Source organism: Pseudomonas sp. IT-P2 (assembly GCF_949767575.1).
Taxonomy (GTDB): Bacteria; Pseudomonadota; Gammaproteobacteria; order Pseudomonadales; family Pseudomonadaceae; genus Aquipseudomonas; species Aquipseudomonas pharyngis.
Genome location: NZ_CATKQA010000001.1, coordinates 1 through 16,203, shown reverse-complemented (window position 1 = coordinate 16,203; position 16,203 = coordinate 1). Strand labels below are relative to the sequence as shown.

The 16,203-nt window shown below is 59.2% G+C and carries 18 protein-coding genes; 9 read left to right on the top strand and 9 right to left on the bottom strand.

The genetic code is table 11. The features are described from left to right. Window positions 1–312 precede the first annotated feature (312 nt). From ACM6JM_RS00090 to ACM6JM_RS00075, 4 genes are all read left to right on the top strand, one after another. Window positions 313–906, top strand: a complete 594-nt coding sequence (locus ACM6JM_RS00090; RefSeq protein WP_007956309.1) for an aminodeoxychorismate/anthranilate synthase component II — start codon at window positions 313–315, stop codon at window positions 904–906. A gap of 9 nt (window positions 907–915) precedes the next feature. Next, on the top strand, window positions 916–1,965 hold the full coding sequence (gene trpD / locus ACM6JM_RS00085) for an anthranilate phosphoribosyltransferase (protein WP_039768098.1): 1,050 nt from the start codon (window positions 916–918) through the stop codon (window positions 1,963–1,965). Then, window positions 1,962–2,798: an indole-3-glycerol phosphate synthase TrpC gene (gene trpC, locus ACM6JM_RS00080; protein ID WP_103385424.1), complete on the top strand. Its 837-nt coding sequence runs from the start codon at window positions 1,962–1,964 to the stop codon at window positions 2,796–2,798. The genes trpD and trpC overlap by 4 nt, the downstream gene beginning before the upstream one ends. 96 nt (window positions 2,799–2,894) lie before the next feature. Beyond that, window positions 2,895–3,593 carry a biotin/lipoate A/B protein ligase family protein gene (locus tag ACM6JM_RS00075; RefSeq protein WP_414881105.1) on the top strand — a complete coding sequence of 233 codons (699 nt, stop codon included), beginning with the start codon at window positions 2,895–2,897 and terminating at the stop codon, window positions 3,591–3,593. Window positions 3,594–3,603: 10 nt separating this feature from the next. Here the strand turns inward: ACM6JM_RS00075 and crp are convergent, their stop codons facing one another. Then, on the bottom strand, window positions 3,604–4,248 hold the full coding sequence (crp, locus tag ACM6JM_RS00070) for a cAMP-activated global transcriptional regulator CRP (RefSeq protein WP_011336190.1): 645 nt from the start codon (window positions 4,246–4,248) through the stop codon (window positions 3,604–3,606). A 236-nt stretch (window positions 4,249–4,484) separates the two neighbouring features. On the opposite strand from crp, the gene ACM6JM_RS00065 reads away from it, so the two are divergent. Next, the gene (locus ACM6JM_RS00065) at window positions 4,485–4,907 is read left to right on the top strand and encodes an OsmC family protein (protein WP_016772921.1); all 423 of its coding nucleotides are present in this window, start codon (window positions 4,485–4,487) and stop codon (window positions 4,905–4,907) included. 237 nt (window positions 4,908–5,144) lie between these two features. Next, window positions 5,145–5,939, top strand: coding sequence for an adenosylmethionine decarboxylase (speD, locus tag ACM6JM_RS00060; RefSeq protein WP_007956315.1), 795 nt, complete (start codon window positions 5,145–5,147; stop codon window positions 5,937–5,939). 61 nt (window positions 5,940–6,000) lie between these two features. Here speD and coq7 read toward each other — a convergent pair whose 3' ends face one another. From coq7 to hemJ, 6 genes are all read right to left on the bottom strand, one after another. After that, window positions 6,001–6,648, bottom strand: coding sequence for a 2-polyprenyl-3-methyl-6-methoxy-1,4-benzoquinone monooxygenase (gene coq7 / locus ACM6JM_RS00055; RefSeq protein ID WP_007956317.1), 648 nt, complete (start codon window positions 6,646–6,648; stop codon window positions 6,001–6,003). Window positions 6,649–6,755: 107 nt separating this feature from the next. Further along, window positions 6,756–7,094, bottom strand: a complete 339-nt coding sequence (locus ACM6JM_RS00050; RefSeq protein ID WP_007956318.1) for a histidine triad nucleotide-binding protein — start codon at window positions 7,092–7,094, stop codon at window positions 6,756–6,758. Between the two features lie 81 nt (window positions 7,095–7,175). After that, a complete protein-coding gene (locus ACM6JM_RS00045) occupies window positions 7,176–7,964 on the bottom strand; it encodes an SDR family NAD(P)-dependent oxidoreductase (protein WP_007956321.1) in 789 nt (262 codons plus the stop codon). A gap of 61 nt (window positions 7,965–8,025) precedes the next feature. Then, window positions 8,026–8,976 (bottom strand): DUF805 domain-containing protein, encoded by a 951-nt coding sequence (locus ACM6JM_RS00040; RefSeq protein ID WP_039768105.1) that lies wholly within the window; start codon window positions 8,974–8,976, stop codon window positions 8,026–8,028. Window positions 8,977–9,046: 70 nt separating this feature from the next. Then, window positions 9,047–10,015, bottom strand: a complete 969-nt coding sequence (locus ACM6JM_RS00035; protein ID WP_074692253.1) for an NAD(P)H-dependent flavin oxidoreductase — start codon at window positions 10,013–10,015, stop codon at window positions 9,047–9,049. Window positions 10,016–10,048: 33 nt separating this feature from the next. Further along, a complete protein-coding gene (hemJ, locus tag ACM6JM_RS00030; RefSeq protein ID WP_414881104.1) occupies window positions 10,049–10,477 on the bottom strand; it encodes a protoporphyrinogen oxidase HemJ in 429 nt (142 codons plus the stop codon). 135 nt (window positions 10,478–10,612) lie between these two features. On the opposite strand from hemJ, the gene argC reads away from it, so the two are divergent. Both argC and erpA read left to right on the top strand, forming a co-directional pair. Beyond that, a complete protein-coding gene (argC, locus tag ACM6JM_RS00025) occupies window positions 10,613–11,647 on the top strand; it encodes an N-acetyl-gamma-glutamyl-phosphate reductase (protein ID WP_115079390.1) in 1,035 nt (344 codons plus the stop codon). 168 nt (window positions 11,648–11,815) lie between these two features. Beyond that, window positions 11,816–12,166 carry an iron-sulfur cluster insertion protein ErpA gene (erpA, locus tag ACM6JM_RS00020; RefSeq protein WP_003228776.1) on the top strand — a complete coding sequence of 117 codons (351 nt, stop codon included), beginning with the start codon at window positions 11,816–11,818 and terminating at the stop codon, window positions 12,164–12,166. Window positions 12,167–12,238: 72 nt separating this feature from the next. Here erpA and ACM6JM_RS00015 read toward each other — a convergent pair whose 3' ends face one another. Both ACM6JM_RS00015 and ACM6JM_RS00010 read right to left on the bottom strand, forming a co-directional pair. Then, window positions 12,239–13,330, bottom strand: a complete 1,092-nt coding sequence (locus ACM6JM_RS00015; protein ID WP_103385428.1) for an anhydro-N-acetylmuramic acid kinase — start codon at window positions 13,328–13,330, stop codon at window positions 12,239–12,241. 3 nt (window positions 13,331–13,333) lie between these two features. After that, the gene (locus tag ACM6JM_RS00010; protein WP_039768110.1) at window positions 13,334–14,758 is read right to left on the bottom strand and encodes a peptidoglycan DD-metalloendopeptidase family protein; all 1,425 of its coding nucleotides are present in this window, start codon (window positions 14,756–14,758) and stop codon (window positions 13,334–13,336) included. A 210-nt stretch (window positions 14,759–14,968) separates the two neighbouring features. On the opposite strand from ACM6JM_RS00010, the gene tyrS reads away from it, so the two are divergent. After that, entirely contained in the window at window positions 14,969–16,168 is a 1,200-nt protein-coding gene (tyrS, locus tag ACM6JM_RS00005; RefSeq protein WP_074692263.1) for a tyrosine--tRNA ligase, read from the top strand. The last annotated feature ends 35 nt before the right edge of the window (window positions 16,169–16,203 follow it).

Here is a 16,203-nt window from a genome sequence, read left to right as displayed (position 1 = left end):
GTTTTATCCCCCACGGCCCCGGCCATATTGCACGCTCCGCCCAGCTAAGTTACTGTGCCGAAACGTATGAACGAGACCTTCCCCGTGTTGATCACCAGCAAACTTCTGGATCAAGTCATCAAGGCACACGCCCGCTGGCGTTGGCGCGCCTGAATCTATTCTGCCGGCCCCGCCGGATCTGTATCGCTTTGCCTTCCTTGCCCGTTTGAAATGCCGCTGTGCCGACGCGACCTGCGCGCCTGACCGTGTGCAGCGCCTGGCAAGTCATCCGAAGGCTGTCTTCAAGTCAGAATTCAAGAGGTTCGAAACGCCATGTTGCTGATGATCGACAACTACGACTCCTTTACTTACAACGTTGTGCAATATCTCGGCGAGCTGGGTGCCGAGGTCAAGGTGGTGCGCAACGACGAACTGACCATCGCCGAAATCGAAGCGCTCAACCCTGAGCGGATCGTCGTATCCCCGGGCCCGTGCACGCCGACCGAAGCCGGCATCTCCATCGAAGCCATCAAGCATTTCGCCGGCAAACTGCCGATCCTCGGCGTCTGCCTCGGTCACCAGTCCATCGGCCAGGCTTTTGGCGGCGATGTCGTCCGCGCCCGGCAGGTGATGCACGGTAAGACTAGTCCGGTATTCCACGAGGACAAGGGCGTGTTTGCCGGGCTGAACCGCCCGCTGACCGTCACCCGCTATCATTCCCTGATCGTTAAACACGAAACGTTGCCCGATTGCCTGGAGCTGACGGCGTGGACCCAGCACGATGACGGTTCGGTCGACGAAATCATGGGCCTGCGTCACAAGACCCTGAACATCGAGGGCGTACAGTTCCACCCGGAATCGATCCTCACCGAACAGGGCCATGAACTGTTCGCCAACTTCCTCAAACAAACCGGCGGCACGCGCTAAGGACTTCCCATGAATATCAAGACAGCCCTGAGCCGTATCGTCGATCACCTTGACCTCAGCACCGATGAAATGCGCGACGTGATGCGCGAAATCATGACCGGCCAATGCACTGACGCGCAGATCGGCGCGTTCATGATGGCCATGCGCATGAAGAGCGAGAGCATCGACGAGATCGTCGGCGCCGTGTCGGTGATGCGCGAACTGGCGGACAAGGTCGAACTCAAGACCCTCGACGGCGTGGTCGATGTGGTCGGCACCGGCGGTGACGGGGCGAATATTTTCAACGTGTCGACCGCGTCTTCCTTTGTGGTCGCTGCTGCTGGCTGCACCGTGGCCAAACACGGTAACCGTGCCGTATCGGGCAAGAGCGGCAGTGCCGACCTGCTGGAAGCCGCCGGCATCTACCTCAACCTGACCCCGGTTCAGGTGGCGCGCTGCATCGATAACGTCGGCATCGGTTTCATGTTTGCCCAGACTCACCACAAAGCCATGAAGTACGCCGCCGGCCCGCGTCGCGATCTCGGTCTGCGCACCCTGTTCAACATGCTCGGCCCGCTTACGAATCCGGCCGGTGTGAAACATCAGGTTGTGGGCGTGTTCACCCCGGCGCTGTGCCGGCCGTTGGCTGAGGTCTTGCAACGTCTGGGCAGCAAGCACGTGCTGGTGGTGCATTCGAAGGACGGTCTGGACGAGTTCAGTCTGGCGGCGCCGACCTTTGTCGCCGAGCTGAAGGACGATCAGATCACCGAATATTGGGTCGAGCCGGAAGATCTGGGCATGAAGAGCCAGAGCCTGCACGGCCTGTCGGTCGAAGGCCCGGAAGCGTCGCTGGCGCTGATCCGCGATGCACTGGGCAAGCGCAAGACCGAGAACGGCCAGAAGGCTGCCGAAATGATCGTGCTCAATGCCGGTGCGGCGCTGTACGCCGCCGACCTGGCGACAAGTCTGAAAGAGGGCGTGGCACTGGCCCACGACGCTCTGCACACCGGTCTTGCTCGGGAAAAACTCGAGGAGTTGGGTGCCTTTACCGCGGTATTCAAAGTGGAGAATGAGGGATGAGTGTACCGACGGTTCTGGAAAACATTCTGGCCCGCAAGGTTCAGGAGGTCGCCGAGCGTAGCGCTCGTGTGAGCCTGAGCGAGCTGGAAAGTCTGGCCAAGACGGCCGATGCACCCCGTGGTTTTGCCCAGGCATTGCTGGCGCAGGCCAAGAAGAAACAACCGGCGGTCATCGCCGAAATCAAGAAGGCGTCGCCGAGCAAAGGCGTGATCCGCGAGAACTTCGTTCCCGCCGAGATCGCCAAAAGCTACGAGAAGGGCGGGGCGACCTGCCTGTCGGTGCTGACCGATATCGACTATTTCCAGGGCGCCGATGCCTACCTGCAACAGGCCCGCGCGGCGTGCTCGCTGCCGGTGATCCGCAAGGACTTCATGATTGATCCGTACCAGATCGTCGAAGCCCGTGCCTTGGGCGCCGATTGTGTGCTGTTGATCGTCTCCGCACTGGATGACGTGAAAATGGCCGAACTGGCTTCGGTGGCCAAGGACGTCGGCCTCGATGTGCTGGTGGAAGTGCACGACGGCGATGAACTGGAGCGCGCATTGAAAACTCTCGACACGCCGCTGGTCGGGGTCAACAACCGCAACCTGCACACCTTTGACGTGAGCCTGGAAACCACCCTCGACCTGCTGCCGCGCATCCCGCGCGATCGTCTGGTCATCACCGAGAGCGGCATCCTCAACCGTGCCGATGTCGAGTTGATGGAAATCAGCGATGTTTACGCGTTCCTGGTCGGCGAAGCGTTCATGCGCGCCGAAAGTCCGGGCATCGAACTGCAGCGTCTGTTCTTCCCTGAACGCGGCGTTCCGGTGAGTGGTTCGACCCTCGACTGATCGAGTCTTTGCAGGCGCCCGTCCCTTTGTGGGAGCGGGCTTGCCCGCGAAGGCGGCATAAGATTCACCTCAGACTCAACGTCCTATGGAAACCTTATGATCCCCACTTCCCTGACCATCGAAGCCGGCCTGCAAGCCGAACAGGATCTGCTGGCCTCGGTCTGCGCTGGCGATGCCGAATTCGGCTTGTTGTTCTGGCAGCCCAGCGACCGCGCCTTGGTCATGCCGCGCCGTTTGAATCGCCTCTCCGGATTCGATCACGCCTGCGAAGTCTCCGCCGCGGCCGGTTGGCCGGTGTTGCTGCGTGAAACCGGCGGCGAACCGGTTCCGCAATCGGCGTCGACCATCAATATTGCGCTGGTCTACGCACCGCCTCGCAGCGAAGGCGATCTGAACCGCATCGAAACCGGTTACCGGCGGCTGTGCGATCCGATTTGTGAGTTGCTGGATGAGTTGGGCGGCACTTCGTCGTTGGGTGAAATCGACGGTGCGTTTTGCGACGGTCGCTTCAACGTCAATCTCGACGGTCGCAAGATGGTCGGCACCGCTCAGCGCTGGCGCCAGAGTCAGGGTGGTCAGCGTCCGGTGGGATTGGTGCACGGGGCGATGCTGGTGGATGACGAACGTGAGTCGATGGTCGCGGCGGTCAACCGCTTCAACGAAGCGTGTGGTCTGGAGCAGCGGGTCCGTGCCGCCAGCCACATCGCTCTGCACGAAAAATTCCCGGCGCCCCATGCACTGGCGCGTCTCGATGAACTCTTCCGTTTGATGCTGGCGCAGGTCTACGCCGGCTGAGCTTTGGAACTCAGCGAGTGCCGAAGACCACCATGGTCTTGCCTTTCACATCCACCAGGTTGCGTTCCTCAAGATCCTTGAGCACGCGACCGACCATCTCTCGCGAACAACCGACAATCCGGCCGATTTCCTGACGGGTCACCTTGATCTGCATGCCGTCCGGGTGAGTCATGGCGTCCGGTTGCTTGCACAGCTCCAGCAGGCAGCGAGCGACACGGCCGGTGACGTCGAAGAACGCCAGGTCGCCGACCTTGCGTGTGGTGTTGCGCAGGCGTTGTGCGATTTGTCCGCTGAGGACGTAAAGAATGTCCGGATCCTGTTGCGACAACTCGCGGAACTTGGCGTAGCTGATTTCCGCGACTTCGCATTCAACCTTGGCCCGCACCCAGGCGCTGCGCTGCTGTTCCTGGCCGGCTTCTTCGAACAGGCCCAGCTCGCCGAAGAAATCCCCTGCATTCAGGTACGCGATGATCATCTCGCGGCCGTCGTCATCCTCGATCAGGATCGTGACCGAACCGCGGATGATGAAGTACAGCGTGTCGGAGCGATCCCCGGCGCAGATGATGTTGCTCTTGGCCGCGTGACGGCGGCGCTGGCAATGCATCAGCAGCTTGTCGAGGTTCTTGATTTTGGGTGTGGGGGTAATACCAACCATGGTTGTATCCCGAAAAGACTGCACGGTTATATTTGGTTTTTATATGAGGCGCTGAGGCGGTCGCTACACAGTCTGGCGAAGGCGCCAGTGAATTGGCGCCAGCTTACCAGACACTTCGTCGAAATTTCGAGAAATCACCTACGTTAAAGGTGCATTCGTCCTAGGAACGTGCTCGCTGTCCGGGCGGGGCCCTGTGCTAAGCTGGCGACCCTTTTTTCTACAGTGGAGTCTTGGCGATGAAGGCACGCATCCAATGGGCTGGCGAAGCCATGTTCCTCGGCGAATCCGGCAGCGGTCATGTCGTGGTCATGGATGGTCCGCCGGACGCCGGTGGTCGTAATCTGGGTGTCCGCCCCATGGAAATGCTCCTGCTGGGTGTCGGCGGTTGCAGCAATTTCGACGTGGTCAGCATTTTGAAGAAGTCCCGTCAGGCCGTTGAAAGCTGCGAAGCCTTTCTGGATGCCGAACGCGCGACCGAAGATCCGAAAGTGTTCACCAAGATCCACATGCACTTTGTGGTCAAGGGCCGGGGCCTGAAAGAAGCCCAGGTCAAACGCGCCATCGAACTGTCCGCCGAGAAGTATTGTTCGGCCTCGATCATGCTCGGCGCCGCCGGCGTAGCGATCACCCACGACTACGAAATCGTTGAACTCGGCTGAGCCGACATTCAACTATCATAAAAGCAGTGCAGACTCTGGCGATCCCCCGCTGACGTCTGCATAATGCGCCACTTTTTTCAGGGCCGTGATCAGTCAACCGACGGGTCATCCGCCTGAACAGATAACCAAAATCGCCATCGCGAAGAGGTGTTAACCGTCCTACGCAGGTGCGTTGTTCGCACTTGACGGGCATGCTTGATCACGCGGCCGTGCCGCATACATAGAGAGTTTTTAACGGTGAAAAGCAAACTCAAGCTCCACGGGTTCAATAACCTGACAAAGACCTTGAGCTTCAACATCTATGACATCTGCTACGCGGAAACCCCGCAAGACCAGCAGGCTTACGTCGAGTACATCAATCAAGAGTACAACGCCGAACGCCTGACGCAGATTCTCACGGAAGTTGTCGAAATCATTGGTGCCAACATTCTGAACATTGCGAGTCAGAACTATGAGCCTCAGGGTGCCAGCGTCACGATTCTGATCTCGGAAGAGCCGGTGACCCCGACCGAAAGCCAGATCGAAGAATCCCCGGGCCCGTTGCCCGAAATCATCCTGGCCCACCTCGACAAGAGCCACATCACGGTGCACACCTACCCGGAAATCCATCCGGACGCCGGTATCGCGACCTTCCGTGTGGACATCGACGTGTCGACCTGTGGTGTCATTTCACCGCTCAAAGCGCTCAACTTCCTCATTCACCAGTTCGATTCGGACATCGTGACCGTGGATTACCGTGTGCGCGGCTTCACCCGTGACGTTGAAGGCAACAAGCACTTCATCGACCACGAGATCAACTCGATCCAGAACTACCTCTCCGAAGACACCCGCGACGCGTATCAGATGACCGACGTGAACGTGTATCAGGAAAACCTGTTCCACACCAAGATGCTGCTGAAGAACTTCGAACTGGACAACTACCTGTTCGGCGACGCCACCAGCAATCTGTCTTCCGAGCAACGTGCTCAGGTGACCGAGCGTGTGAAGCACGAAATGCTGGAAATCTTCTACGCGCGCAATATGCCGAGCTAAGAAATCCAGGCACAAAAAAAGGCGACTGCTTTGCGGCAGTCGCCTTTTTTATGGGCGTTTTTCAGATCCGGTAAGTGCTCTTGGTCATCACTTTGGCCAGCAGGCTCATGCCGAACTTCACCGGCGCCGGAAAGCGGAAACCGCCAGCCTCCAATGCACTTTCCGCATGATGCTCTTCATCAATACGCATCTGCTCCAGAATCGCCCGGGATTTTTCGTCCTCGGCCGGGAGTTGCTCCAGATGCTCGTTCAGATGCTTGCAGACCTGATGCTCGGTCGCCGCGACAAACCCGAGGCTGACCTTGTCGCTGATCAGCCCGGCGACTGCACCGATGCCGAACGACATGCCGTAGAACAGTGGGTTGAGCACGCTGGTGTGACTGCCCAACTGGTGAATGCGCTGTTCGCACCAGACCAGATGATCGATCTCTTCTTCAGCCGCATGCTCCATTGCCTCGCGCACCTGCGGCAGCTTGGCGGTCAGCGCCTGGCCCTGATACAGCGCCTGGGCGCAGACTTCACCGGTGTGGTTGATGCGCATCAGGCCGGCGACATGGCGGGTGTCTTCATCGCTCATTTGCACATCGGGCTGCACGATCGCCGGCGACGGACGGTACGGCTGGCCGCTGAAGGGCAGCAGGGTACGCATCGCGGCATCGGCTTGCAGCAGAAGACGATCAATGGGCGAGTAGTGACGTTGGGTAGTCATGCTGACCTCCGGGAAGAATCTCGGCGGCCAGTTTAACCGAATCGGCCGGGGAAGGTTTGCGCTGGGTCATGTGGGAGCGGGGCGCTCCCACCGATCGTTGGGTTCAATCAGCCCGGCGGCCAGTTCATCTGGCGTTGACCGAGCACGTGCATGTGAATGTGGTAGACAGTCTGCCCGCCCATTTCATTGCAGTTCATCACCACCCGGAAGCCTTCCTCGCAACCCAGTTCCAGCGCCAGACGCTGGGCGGTGAACAGGATATGCCCGGCCAGTGCCTTGTCGTCTTCGGTCAGGTCATTGAGGGTGCGTACCGGTTTCTTCGGGATCACCAGAAAATGCACCGGTGCCTGTGGGGCGATATCGTGGAACGCCAGAACCTGGTCGTCCTCGTAAATGATCTTCGCCGGGATTTCCCGGTTGATGATCTTGGTGAACAGAGTATCCACAGCTGTTTTCTCCGTTGTTTGGGCTGGCCTGAGTGTACTCATAGGGTGATAAGCCCGCCCAGTGTTTTGCCGTAGGGCTTTTCAGCGCGGGCAGTAAGCCTTGTTGACCATGCCGACAATCGTGCGATTGAGCCAGCGCGAACCGAGCCGTGGCAGAAAGGCGAACCAGCGGTTTCGGCGTCCGGGAATGATGATCGCGCGGTTTTTCTCCAGGGCGCGCACGGTATACAGCGCGACCTCCTCGGGGCTCATCAGCAGTTTGCTGGCGTTGAGTTTGTCGTTGTTCAGTTGCGCGGTGCGAAAGAACGCGGTGCGGGTCGGACCGGGACAGAGCACCGACACCTTGACCGCACACTTCTTCAATTCCACCCGCAGTGCTTCCGAGAAGTGCAGAACATACGCCTTGCTGGCGTAATAGGTGCTCATCCACGGCCCGGGGTTGAAGGCCGCCACCGACGCGACATTGAGAATCTGCCCGCCACCCTGCAACGCCATGCTGTTGCCGATGGCATGGCAGAGGCGGGTGAGCGCGAGGATGTTCACTTCGATCAGGTCCTGCTCGGTCATCCAGTCCTGGGCCAGGAACGGGCCGCAAGTACCGATGCCGGCACAGTTGACCAGCAGATCGATCTGCCGGTCGCCTTCTTCAAGCTCCAGCAGAAAGCCGGACAGGCGCAGCGGCTCGCCGAGATCACAGGCGCGGAACAGCACCTCCACGCCGAAGCGTTGGGTCAGTTCAATCGCAATGCTTTCCAGCTGATCACGCTGGCGGGCCACCAGAATCAGGCTGCGGCCACGGCGCGCCAGGGCTTCGGCCATGGCCAGGCCGATGCCGCTGGAGGCGCCGGTGATCAGAGCGTAACGGGTCATGCAAATCTCCATCGCAACAGCGCCGCGCCGTCGACGCAGGTGTCACGGCGGGGAGCGTTGTTCATTCTTTCGCAGAGTCTACAGGGGCGAGAGCAGCTTCGGCTGCATCGTCTGCCGAATTCGCGGCCGGCTCGACTTCGACATCGATTTCATCGGTGGTCACCGAACCGCTCTCATAGCTGCTTTCAAGACTGCTTTCGTATTCCTGCTGGATGGCGGTAATCCCACCCAGCAAGCCGCCCATGAAAAACAGCCCGATAAACACGATCCACAAAGAGCACAGCACTTTGACTGCCGTACTGTTCGGCGGAGGTGGTGGGCCATAGCGGTTGGCGCCGGTATTGCCCGGCACGACCATGATCACCAGCGGGAAGAAGCTGCCCACGAACGGAACAAGGGTCAGCAGCCAGAGCCATCCCGACCAGCCGATATCGTGCAAGCGCTGAATGCTGAACAGGATGCCGACGATCGCGAAGGCCAGGAACAGGAAGAAGGCGAGGAGACCGCCGATGATCAGCCCCGTCGTCGAGTCGGCGCTGACCAGGCCCAGGCCGATCAGCGCGAACACGCTGACGATTGGCAGGGTTACCAGGCTCAACACCATCGACCAAGCCAGGTAACGCAAACGGCCGATCCGGCCCTCGACGCTGAACGGCTTTAGCGGCGCGAACGCCGGCAGGCTTTCACCGACAGCGGCGCGAGGGGGCGCATAAGGCGAGTCAGGCTCCGCGACGGCGGCGCTTTGCTCGTGGACATCCGACAGATTCAGCTCGATGGGCGTTTCCGCTTCGATCCGGGCGTCGATCCCGGTCTTGCCCAGCGCTTGCAGATAGGTCTGCGCATCGCTGTGCGACAGATCACGCTTGAGCGCGACGGTGCGGCCATTGAACAGGCGCTCGATGGCGGCGACATCGCTTTTGAACAGATCGGCCAGGTTCAATTTGGCCGTGGTGATATCGACGCCGGGCTGGAGCGCGCCGTCGAAAACGATCTTGTAACGGGGTTCGCTCATGGCCGAGGCATCCTTGTCGCGAGATAAATTGAGTCTAAGGCCAGTCAGACAGCGACCGGCCAGGTTTCATTCAGCGCGGCCAGCGTTTCGGCAGTTGCGCTGCGTGCTCCAGGGCTTGGCGGTACTCGGCATCGAGACGCGCCACCAGTTGATCCACGCTTGGCAGATCGTCGATTTGCCCCACGCCCTGACCCGCAGACCACACGGTTTTCCAGGCCTTGGCTTCGTCGTTGATCGGCTTGAGCTTGTCGCCGAAATTCACTTCACCCTTGCCTTGCAGGGCTGCCATGTCGAAACCGGCGGCCTCCAGGCTTTGGCGCATGAAGCTGGCCGGAACACCGGACACGGCAGGAGTATGAATGATGTCGGCGGCTTTGGCAGTCAGCAGCATCTGCTTGTAGGCGTCAGGCGCATGACTTTCAGTGGTGCCGATAAATCGCGTGCCGAAGTAGGCCAGATCCGCGCCGAGCAGTTGTGCGGCGAGAATCTCATGCCCATGGTTCAAACATCCTGCAAGCAACAGGGTCTTGTCGAAGAACTCGCGGATCTCGGCGATCAGCGAAAACGGACTCCAGGTCCCGGCGTGCCCACCGGCACCGGCTGCAACAGCGATCAAACCATCGACACCGGCCTCGGCGGCTTTCTCGGCATGGCGGCGGGTCGTCACGTCGTGGAAGACCAGGCCGCCGTAACTGTGTACGGCGTCTACCACTTCCTTCACTGCGCCGAGGCTGGTGATGACGATGGGCACCTTGTGCTCGACGCAGATGTTCAGGTCCGCCTCCAGACGTGGATTGCTCTTGTGAACAATCAGATTCACGGCATAAGGCGCCGGGTTCTCCAGTGTCGCCAGTCCCGCTTCGATCTGCTCCAGCCAGGCCTTGAATCCGCTGCTTTCGCGTTGATTCAGCGCCGGAAAGCTGCCGACCACGCCGTTACGGCAGCACGCCAGCACCAGTTCGGGGTTGGATATCAGGAACATCGGCGCCGCCACCACAGGCAGACGCAGACGTTGTTCGAGCAGTGCGGGCAGCGACATCGGAAGTACCCCGGAAAGTTGTATTTGTTGAAGTTAGAACGGCTTGACCACGACCAGAATTACGATAGCCAGCAATAGCAGAACCGGCACTTCATTGAACCAGCGATAAAAGACATGGCTGCGGGTGTTCTCGCCACGGGCAAAACGTTTTACCTGCGCGCCGCACATGTGGTGGTAGCCGATCAACAGCACGACCAGGGTCAGTTTGGCGTGGATCCATCCACCGCTGCTGAAGATGCTCGGGTTCAGGTAGATCAGCCAGCCGCCGAAGATCAGCGCGGCGATCATCGCCGGGCCCATGATGCCTCGATAGAGCTTGCGCTCCATGGTGCTGAAGCGGTCCTTGCTGATCGTGTCTTCACTTTGCGCGTGATAAACGAACAGTCGCGGCAGATAGAACAGCCCGGCAAACCAGCACACGATGCTGACGATATGAAGCGCTTTGATCCACAGATAGAGCATTTTGGGTTATTCCCTGATTCACGGTAGGTCGGATAGTAGAGGCTTGAGCGTCCGCACGTCACCTTGACGGTTGTCGCAGGGGCGCGCGGCCCCTATTATCGACGGCTTTCCAGTGGGTTCGTTGAGGGCAGGTTTATGGTCAAGGTCGGTATCGTCGGCGGCACGGGTTACACCGGTGTCGAACTGCTGCGTCTGTTGGCACAGCATCCGCAGGCAGAAGTGGTGGTGATCACTTCCCGATCCGAGGCCGGTCTGGCCGTGGCTGACATGTACCCGAACCTGCGCGGTCACTACGACGGTCTGGCATTCAGCGTGCCGGACATCAAGACGCTGGGCGCTTGCGACGTGGTGTTCTTCGCGACTCCCCACGGTGTTGCCCACGCACTGGCCGGCGAGTTGCTGGCGGCCGGCACCAAGGTCATCGACCTGTCGGCAGACTTCCGTCTGCAGGACGCCGATGAATGGGCCAAGTGGTACGGCCAGCCGCACGGCGCGCCCGAGCTGCTGGACGAAGCGGTTTACGGCCTGCCGGAAGTCAATCGTGAGCAGATCAAGAAAGCACGCCTGATCGCGGTGCCGGGTTGTTACCCGACCGCGACGCAGCTGGGCTTCCTTCCGTTGCTTGAGGCGGGCATTGCCGACGCTTCGCACCTGATCGCCGACTGCAAGTCCGGTGTCAGCGGTGCCGGTCGTGGTGCTGCCGTAGGCTCGCTGTACTCCGAGACGTCGGAAAGCATGAAGGCCTATGCGGTGAAAGGTCACCGTCATCTGCCGGAAATTCGCCAGGGGCTGCGTCGTGCTGCAGGCAAGGACGTCGGTCTGACTTTTGTGCCGCACCTGACGCCGATGATTCGTGGCATTCACTCCACGCTCTACGCGACTGTGGTGGACCGCTCGGTGGATCTGCAGGCGCTGTTCGAGAAACGTTATGCCAATGAGCCGTTCGTCGACGTGATGCCGGCTGGCAGCCATCCGGAAACCCGCAGCGTGCGTGGCGCCAACGTCTGCCGCATCGCCGTTCACCGTCCGCAGGATGGCGATCTGGTGGTGGTGCTGTCGGTGATCGACAACCTGGTCAAGGGCGCGTCGGGTCAGGCCGTGCAGAACATGAACATCCTGTTCGGTCTGGATGAGCGTTTTGGCCTGTCCCACGCCGGCATGCTGCCGTAACGACTGATCTTGCTTGGTAAAAAGGCCCGTCTAACGGGCCTTTTTGCATTCTGGTCGGTTGATCTGCTTTATTGATATACCGTAACAATAGTTGACCGATTTTCTAGGACAAGCGGATAATGCGCGTCATCACGCATTATGGCGGCGTAACGCCGGGAGATAGTCAGCATGAGCGTCGAATCCTTCACCCCCACGGCTTTGCAATTCACTCAAGGTGCCGCGCACAAGGTGAAGAGCCTGGTCGATGAAGAGGGGAATGATCGCTTGAAGCTGCGCGTATTCGTTACGGGCGGCGGTTGTTCAGGGTTTCAGTACGGCTTCACCTTCGATGAAGATGTGGCCGAGGACGACACCATCGTCGAGCGCGAAGGCGTCAGTCTGGTGGTTGATCCGATGAGCTTCCAGTACCTGGCAGGTGCCGAGGTGGATTATCAGGAGGGTCTGGAAGGTTCGCGTTTCGTGATCAAGAACCCGAATGCCACCACCACTTGTGGTTGCGGCTCCTCGTTCTCGATCTGATAGTGTTTCACCGAACACAATAAAACGCCGCAGAACCTCACGGTTCTGCGGCGTTTTGTTATCTGCGATTTGTCAGTTGGGGTAGATGGCGCCGAGTACGCGCAGGCCTTTGGCGCCGGTGACGCTCGGGCGATTGGCGGCGATCCCTTCCAGACAGCAGTGAGCCAGCCAGGCGAAGGCCATGGCCTCGACCCAGTCCGGATCAATGCCATGAGTCGACGTGCTGGCGACCTTGGCGTTCGGCAGCAACCCGGCCAGACGATTCATCAGTGTTGCGTTGTGAGCGCCACCGCCGCAGACCAGCAGTTCCCGAGTGTCGGACTGAGCGCTTTGCAGTGAATCGACAATAGTCAGTGCGGTGAGCTCCAGCAGCGTCGCTTGCACGTTCTCCGCCGGGAACACTGGCAGGCGCGAAAGGTGTTGCTCCAGCCAGGGCAGGTTGAAGACTTCGCGGCCGGTGCTCTTTGGGCCTTGCGTCACGAAAAACGGATCGCTGAGCAGGGCTTTCAGCAGGGTGGGCTCAACCTTGCCGCTGGCTGCCCATTGCCCGTTGCGGTCGTAGTTCTCGCCCCGTTGCTGATGAATCCAGGCATCCATCAGCACATTCCCAGGCCCACAGTCGAAACCGGCTACAGGCTTGTTCGGCTCAATCAGACTGAGATTGCTGAAACCGCCGACATTCAGGACCGCGCGGTTACCGGTACGCTCTTCGAACAACGCTTCATGAAAGGCCGGAACCAGCGGGGCCCCCTGGCCACCGGCGGCTACATCGCGGCTACGGAAGTCGCTGACGACGGTGATGCCGGTCAGTTCGGTGAGCAGGGCGGGGTTACCGATCTGTACGGTGAAACCGCGTGCCGGTTCATGGCGAATGGTCTGGCCGTGGCTGCCGATCGCGCGAATGGCTTCAGGCTTGAGCTGTTGCTGTTCGAGGAGGGTATGGATCCCTTGCGCGGCGAGCTTCACCCAATTCTGCTGGGCAATCGCTGAACGGGCGATTTCGTCAGGGCCGCTGGCGCACAAGCCAAGCAGCTCGGCGCGCAGGGTGTCAGGCATAGGGATGTAGTGCGTGGCGACCAGATTGATCGCCGAGGATTGCTCGATCAGGGCGATGTCCAGCCCGTCGAGACTGGTGCCGGACATCACGCCGATATAAAGAGCCATGGCTTAACGTTTGCTCGAAGCCAGCATGGTGGCTTTTTCCTGATCCATACGAGCCATCAGTGGCTGGCTCTGCGCCAGGAAGCGGGCGCGTTCGGATTTGGCGATCGGGTCGGCCATCGGCAGCTTCTGGCCCAATGGATCGACGTGGACACCGTTGACCTGGAACTCATAGTGCAGGTGCGGACCGGTGGACAGGCCGGTGGTGCCGATGTAACCGATCACCTGGCCCTGTTTAACTGTGCCGCCGGTCTTCACGCCCTTGGCGAAGCCCTGCATGTGGCCATACAGCGTACGGTAAGTGTTGCCGTGCTGGATGATCACGGTGTTGCCGTAACCGCCGCGACGGCCGGCCAGCAGCACTTTGCCGTCGCCGGCAGCCTTGATTGGCGTACCGCGTGGAGCGGCGTAGTCGACGCCTTTGTGGGCGCGGATCTTGTTGAGGATCGGGTGTTTGCGGCCCATGGAAAATTTAGAGCTGATGCGGGCGAAGTCCACCGGTGTACGGATGAACGCCTTGCGCATGCTGTTGCCATCGGCGGTGTAATAGCTGCTGTTGCCCTGCTTGTTGGTGTAACGCACGGCGGTGTAAGTCTTGCCGCGGTTGGTGAAGCGGGCGGACAGTATCGGCCCGTTGCCAACGGCTTTGCCGTTGACCACTTTCTGTTCATAGATCACATCGAACTCGTCACCCTGGCGGATATCCTGGGCGAAGTCGACGTCGTAGCCAAAGACACTGGCCATGTCCATGGTCAGGCTGTGGGAAAGGCCTGCGCGGGCGGCGGACTGCGACAGCGAGCTGTTGATCACACCGTGTACATAAGCGGTGCGAACAGTCGGTTTGGCGGTAACGCGGTTGAACACATAACCCTTGTCATTCTTGGTCAGGGTGATGGTTTCAACGTCGCTGATCTTGCTGTGCAGGTTGGTCAGCTGACCTTGTGGATTCAATTCGAATTCGAGTTTCTGGCCATGTTTGAGCTGACTGAACTGCTTGGCTTGTCTATCACTGGCCAGCACTTCATGGACGGCCGCGGCCGGGAGGCCGACTTTCTCGAACAGTGTAGAAAGCGTATCGCCCTTGGAGACGATCACTTCCCTGTGATTTGGGGCCTTCTTTTCTTCAGCTACCGGTGTCGGCGCTGGTGCGGCCTGAGCGGTTTCCTGCGTCTCTTCGGCGCTGTTTTCGATCTGTGCGAAAGGGGAAGCTACGGACTCATTTGTGGCTTGAGCTGCGTCGGCAGCGTCTTGATCTTGTGTCAGTTGTTCAGCAGGACTTTCCAGTTCAAGGCTCAGCGTTGTCTTTTTGGCTTCAACATCACTGGATGGAAACACCAGGAGCGCCAAGCTGAGAAGGGCGGCGATCCCACTTGCGGCGAGCAGGTGGGTCTTCGGGTAAAGCGGTGGCGCTTTAGACGGTTCAGTGGTCATAAGTAATTTGACTTTGAAAAAGATGAATTGGAAAAGATGAATGACATGATGAAGATGAAATAACTGTATAAAATATAACCAAATCATCTCTGAAGCAAGTCTGCGGACGCCCTGTCCGTGGATTGGTGTCCGTGCGCCGGGCAAAACTTGTATTTGGTGCGCGATCTTGTATGGTTGGTTCCCTTTGAATCTGAGCCTTGCGGGTCTGTTATGAAGTCGGTTGAAGAGCAGCTAGCGCTGATTAAACGTGGTGCGGAAGAACTGTTGGTCGAGTCCGAGCTGATCGAAAAGCTCAAGCGTGGCCAGCCGCTGCGAATCAAGGCCGGCTTCGATCCAACTGCGCCGGATCTGCACCTTGGTCACACTGTGCTTATTAATAAGCTGCGCCAGTTCCAGGAGCTGGGGCATCAAGTGATCTTCCTTATTGGTGATTTCACCGGAATGATCGGTGATCCGAGCGGCAAGAGCGCCACTCGCCCTCCATTGACCCGTGAGCAGGTTCTGGAAAACGCCGAGACCTACAAGGCCCAGGTGTTCAAGATTCTTGATCCGACGAAAACCGAAGTCGCGTTCAACTCCACCTGGATGGATCAGATGGGGCCTGCGGACTTTATTCGTCTGACTTCGCAGTACACCGTTGCTCGTATGCTCGAGCGTGATGACTTCGACAAGCGCTACACCACCAATCAGCCGATTGCCATTCACGAATTCCTCTATCCGCTGGTGCAGGGTTATGACTCGGTTGCTTTGCGCGCTGACGTTGAACTGGGTGGTACCGATCAGAAGTTCAACCTGCTGATGGGGCGTGAGCTGCAGCGTGGTTACGGCCAGGAAGCGCAGTGCATCCTGACGATGCCGTTGCTTGAAGGTCTGGATGGCGTGAAGAAGATGTCCAAGTCGCTGGGCAACTACGTCGGTATCCAGGAAGCGCCGGGTGTCATGTACAGCAAGCTGGTCTCGATTCCTGATGCGTTGATGTGGCGTTACTTCGAGTTGCTCAGCTTCCGTTCAATGGATGAGATCAATGCGTTCCGTGCTGATGTGGAGGTCGGCGCTAATCCTCGCGATATCAAGATCAAGCTGGCCGAGGAGATTGTTGCGCGCTTCCACGGTGAAGAGGCTGCGGCCAATGCTCACCGTGGTGCGGGTAACCGTATGAAGGATGGCGAGCTGCCGGATGATCTGCCAGAGATCGAACTGACAGCTGCCGAGGATATGCCGATTGCTGCTGTCCTTAATAAGGCGGGTCTGGTGAAGAACTCGGCAGCTGCTCGTGATCTGCTGGCTTCCGGTGGTGTGCGTGTAGATGGTGAGGTGGTTGATCGTTCCTTTATATATGTACTGGGCGCGACTCACGTTTGCCAGGCCGGCAAGAAGGCTTTCGCACGGATTACGCTGAAATCTGAGTAAAGTTGAAATAAGGGGTTGACGGCGAATTCCAGAGG

Coding starts and splice junctions, on each gene's coding strand:
- ACM6JM_RS00075 (WP_414881105.1), top strand. CDS start 2,895: ATGATCCCCACTTCCCTGACCATCGAAGCCGGCCTGCAAGCCGAACAG.
- ACM6JM_RS00015 (WP_103385428.1), bottom strand. CDS start 13,330: ATGGCTCTTTATATCGGCGTGATGTCCGGCACCAGTCTCGACGGGCTG.
- argC (WP_115079390.1), top strand. CDS start 10,613: ATGGTCAAGGTCGGTATCGTCGGCGGCACGGGTTACACCGGTGTCGAA.
- ACM6JM_RS00035 (WP_074692253.1), bottom strand. CDS start 10,015: ATGTCGCTGCCCGCACTGCTCGAACAACGTCTGCGTCTGCCTGTGGTG.
- ACM6JM_RS00045 (WP_007956321.1), bottom strand. CDS start 7,964: ATGACCCGTTACGCTCTGATCACCGGCGCCTCCAGCGGCATCGGCCTG.
- ACM6JM_RS00010 (WP_039768110.1), bottom strand. CDS start 14,758: ATGACCACTGAACCGTCTAAAGCGCCACCGCTTTACCCGAAGACCCAC.
- crp (WP_011336190.1), bottom strand. CDS start 4,248: ATGGTTGGTATTACCCCCACACCCAAAATCAAGAACCTCGACAAGCTG.
- ACM6JM_RS00040 (WP_039768105.1), bottom strand. CDS start 8,976: ATGAGCGAACCCCGTTACAAGATCGTTTTCGACGGCGCGCTCCAGCCC.
- hemJ (WP_414881104.1), bottom strand. CDS start 10,477: ATGCTCTATCTGTGGATCAAAGCGCTTCATATCGTCAGCATCGTGTGC.
- ACM6JM_RS00090 (WP_007956309.1), top strand. CDS start 313: ATGTTGCTGATGATCGACAACTACGACTCCTTTACTTACAACGTTGTG.
- trpD (WP_039768098.1), top strand. CDS start 916: ATGAATATCAAGACAGCCCTGAGCCGTATCGTCGATCACCTTGACCTC.
- ACM6JM_RS00065 (WP_016772921.1), top strand. CDS start 4,485: ATGAAGGCACGCATCCAATGGGCTGGCGAAGCCATGTTCCTCGGCGAA.
- erpA (WP_003228776.1), top strand. CDS start 11,816: ATGAGCGTCGAATCCTTCACCCCCACGGCTTTGCAATTCACTCAAGGT.
- trpC (WP_103385424.1), top strand. CDS start 1,962: ATGAGTGTACCGACGGTTCTGGAAAACATTCTGGCCCGCAAGGTTCAG.
- coq7 (WP_007956317.1), bottom strand. CDS start 6,648: ATGACTACCCAACGTCACTACTCGCCCATTGATCGTCTTCTGCTGCAA.
- tyrS (WP_074692263.1), top strand. CDS start 14,969: ATGAAGTCGGTTGAAGAGCAGCTAGCGCTGATTAAACGTGGTGCGGAA.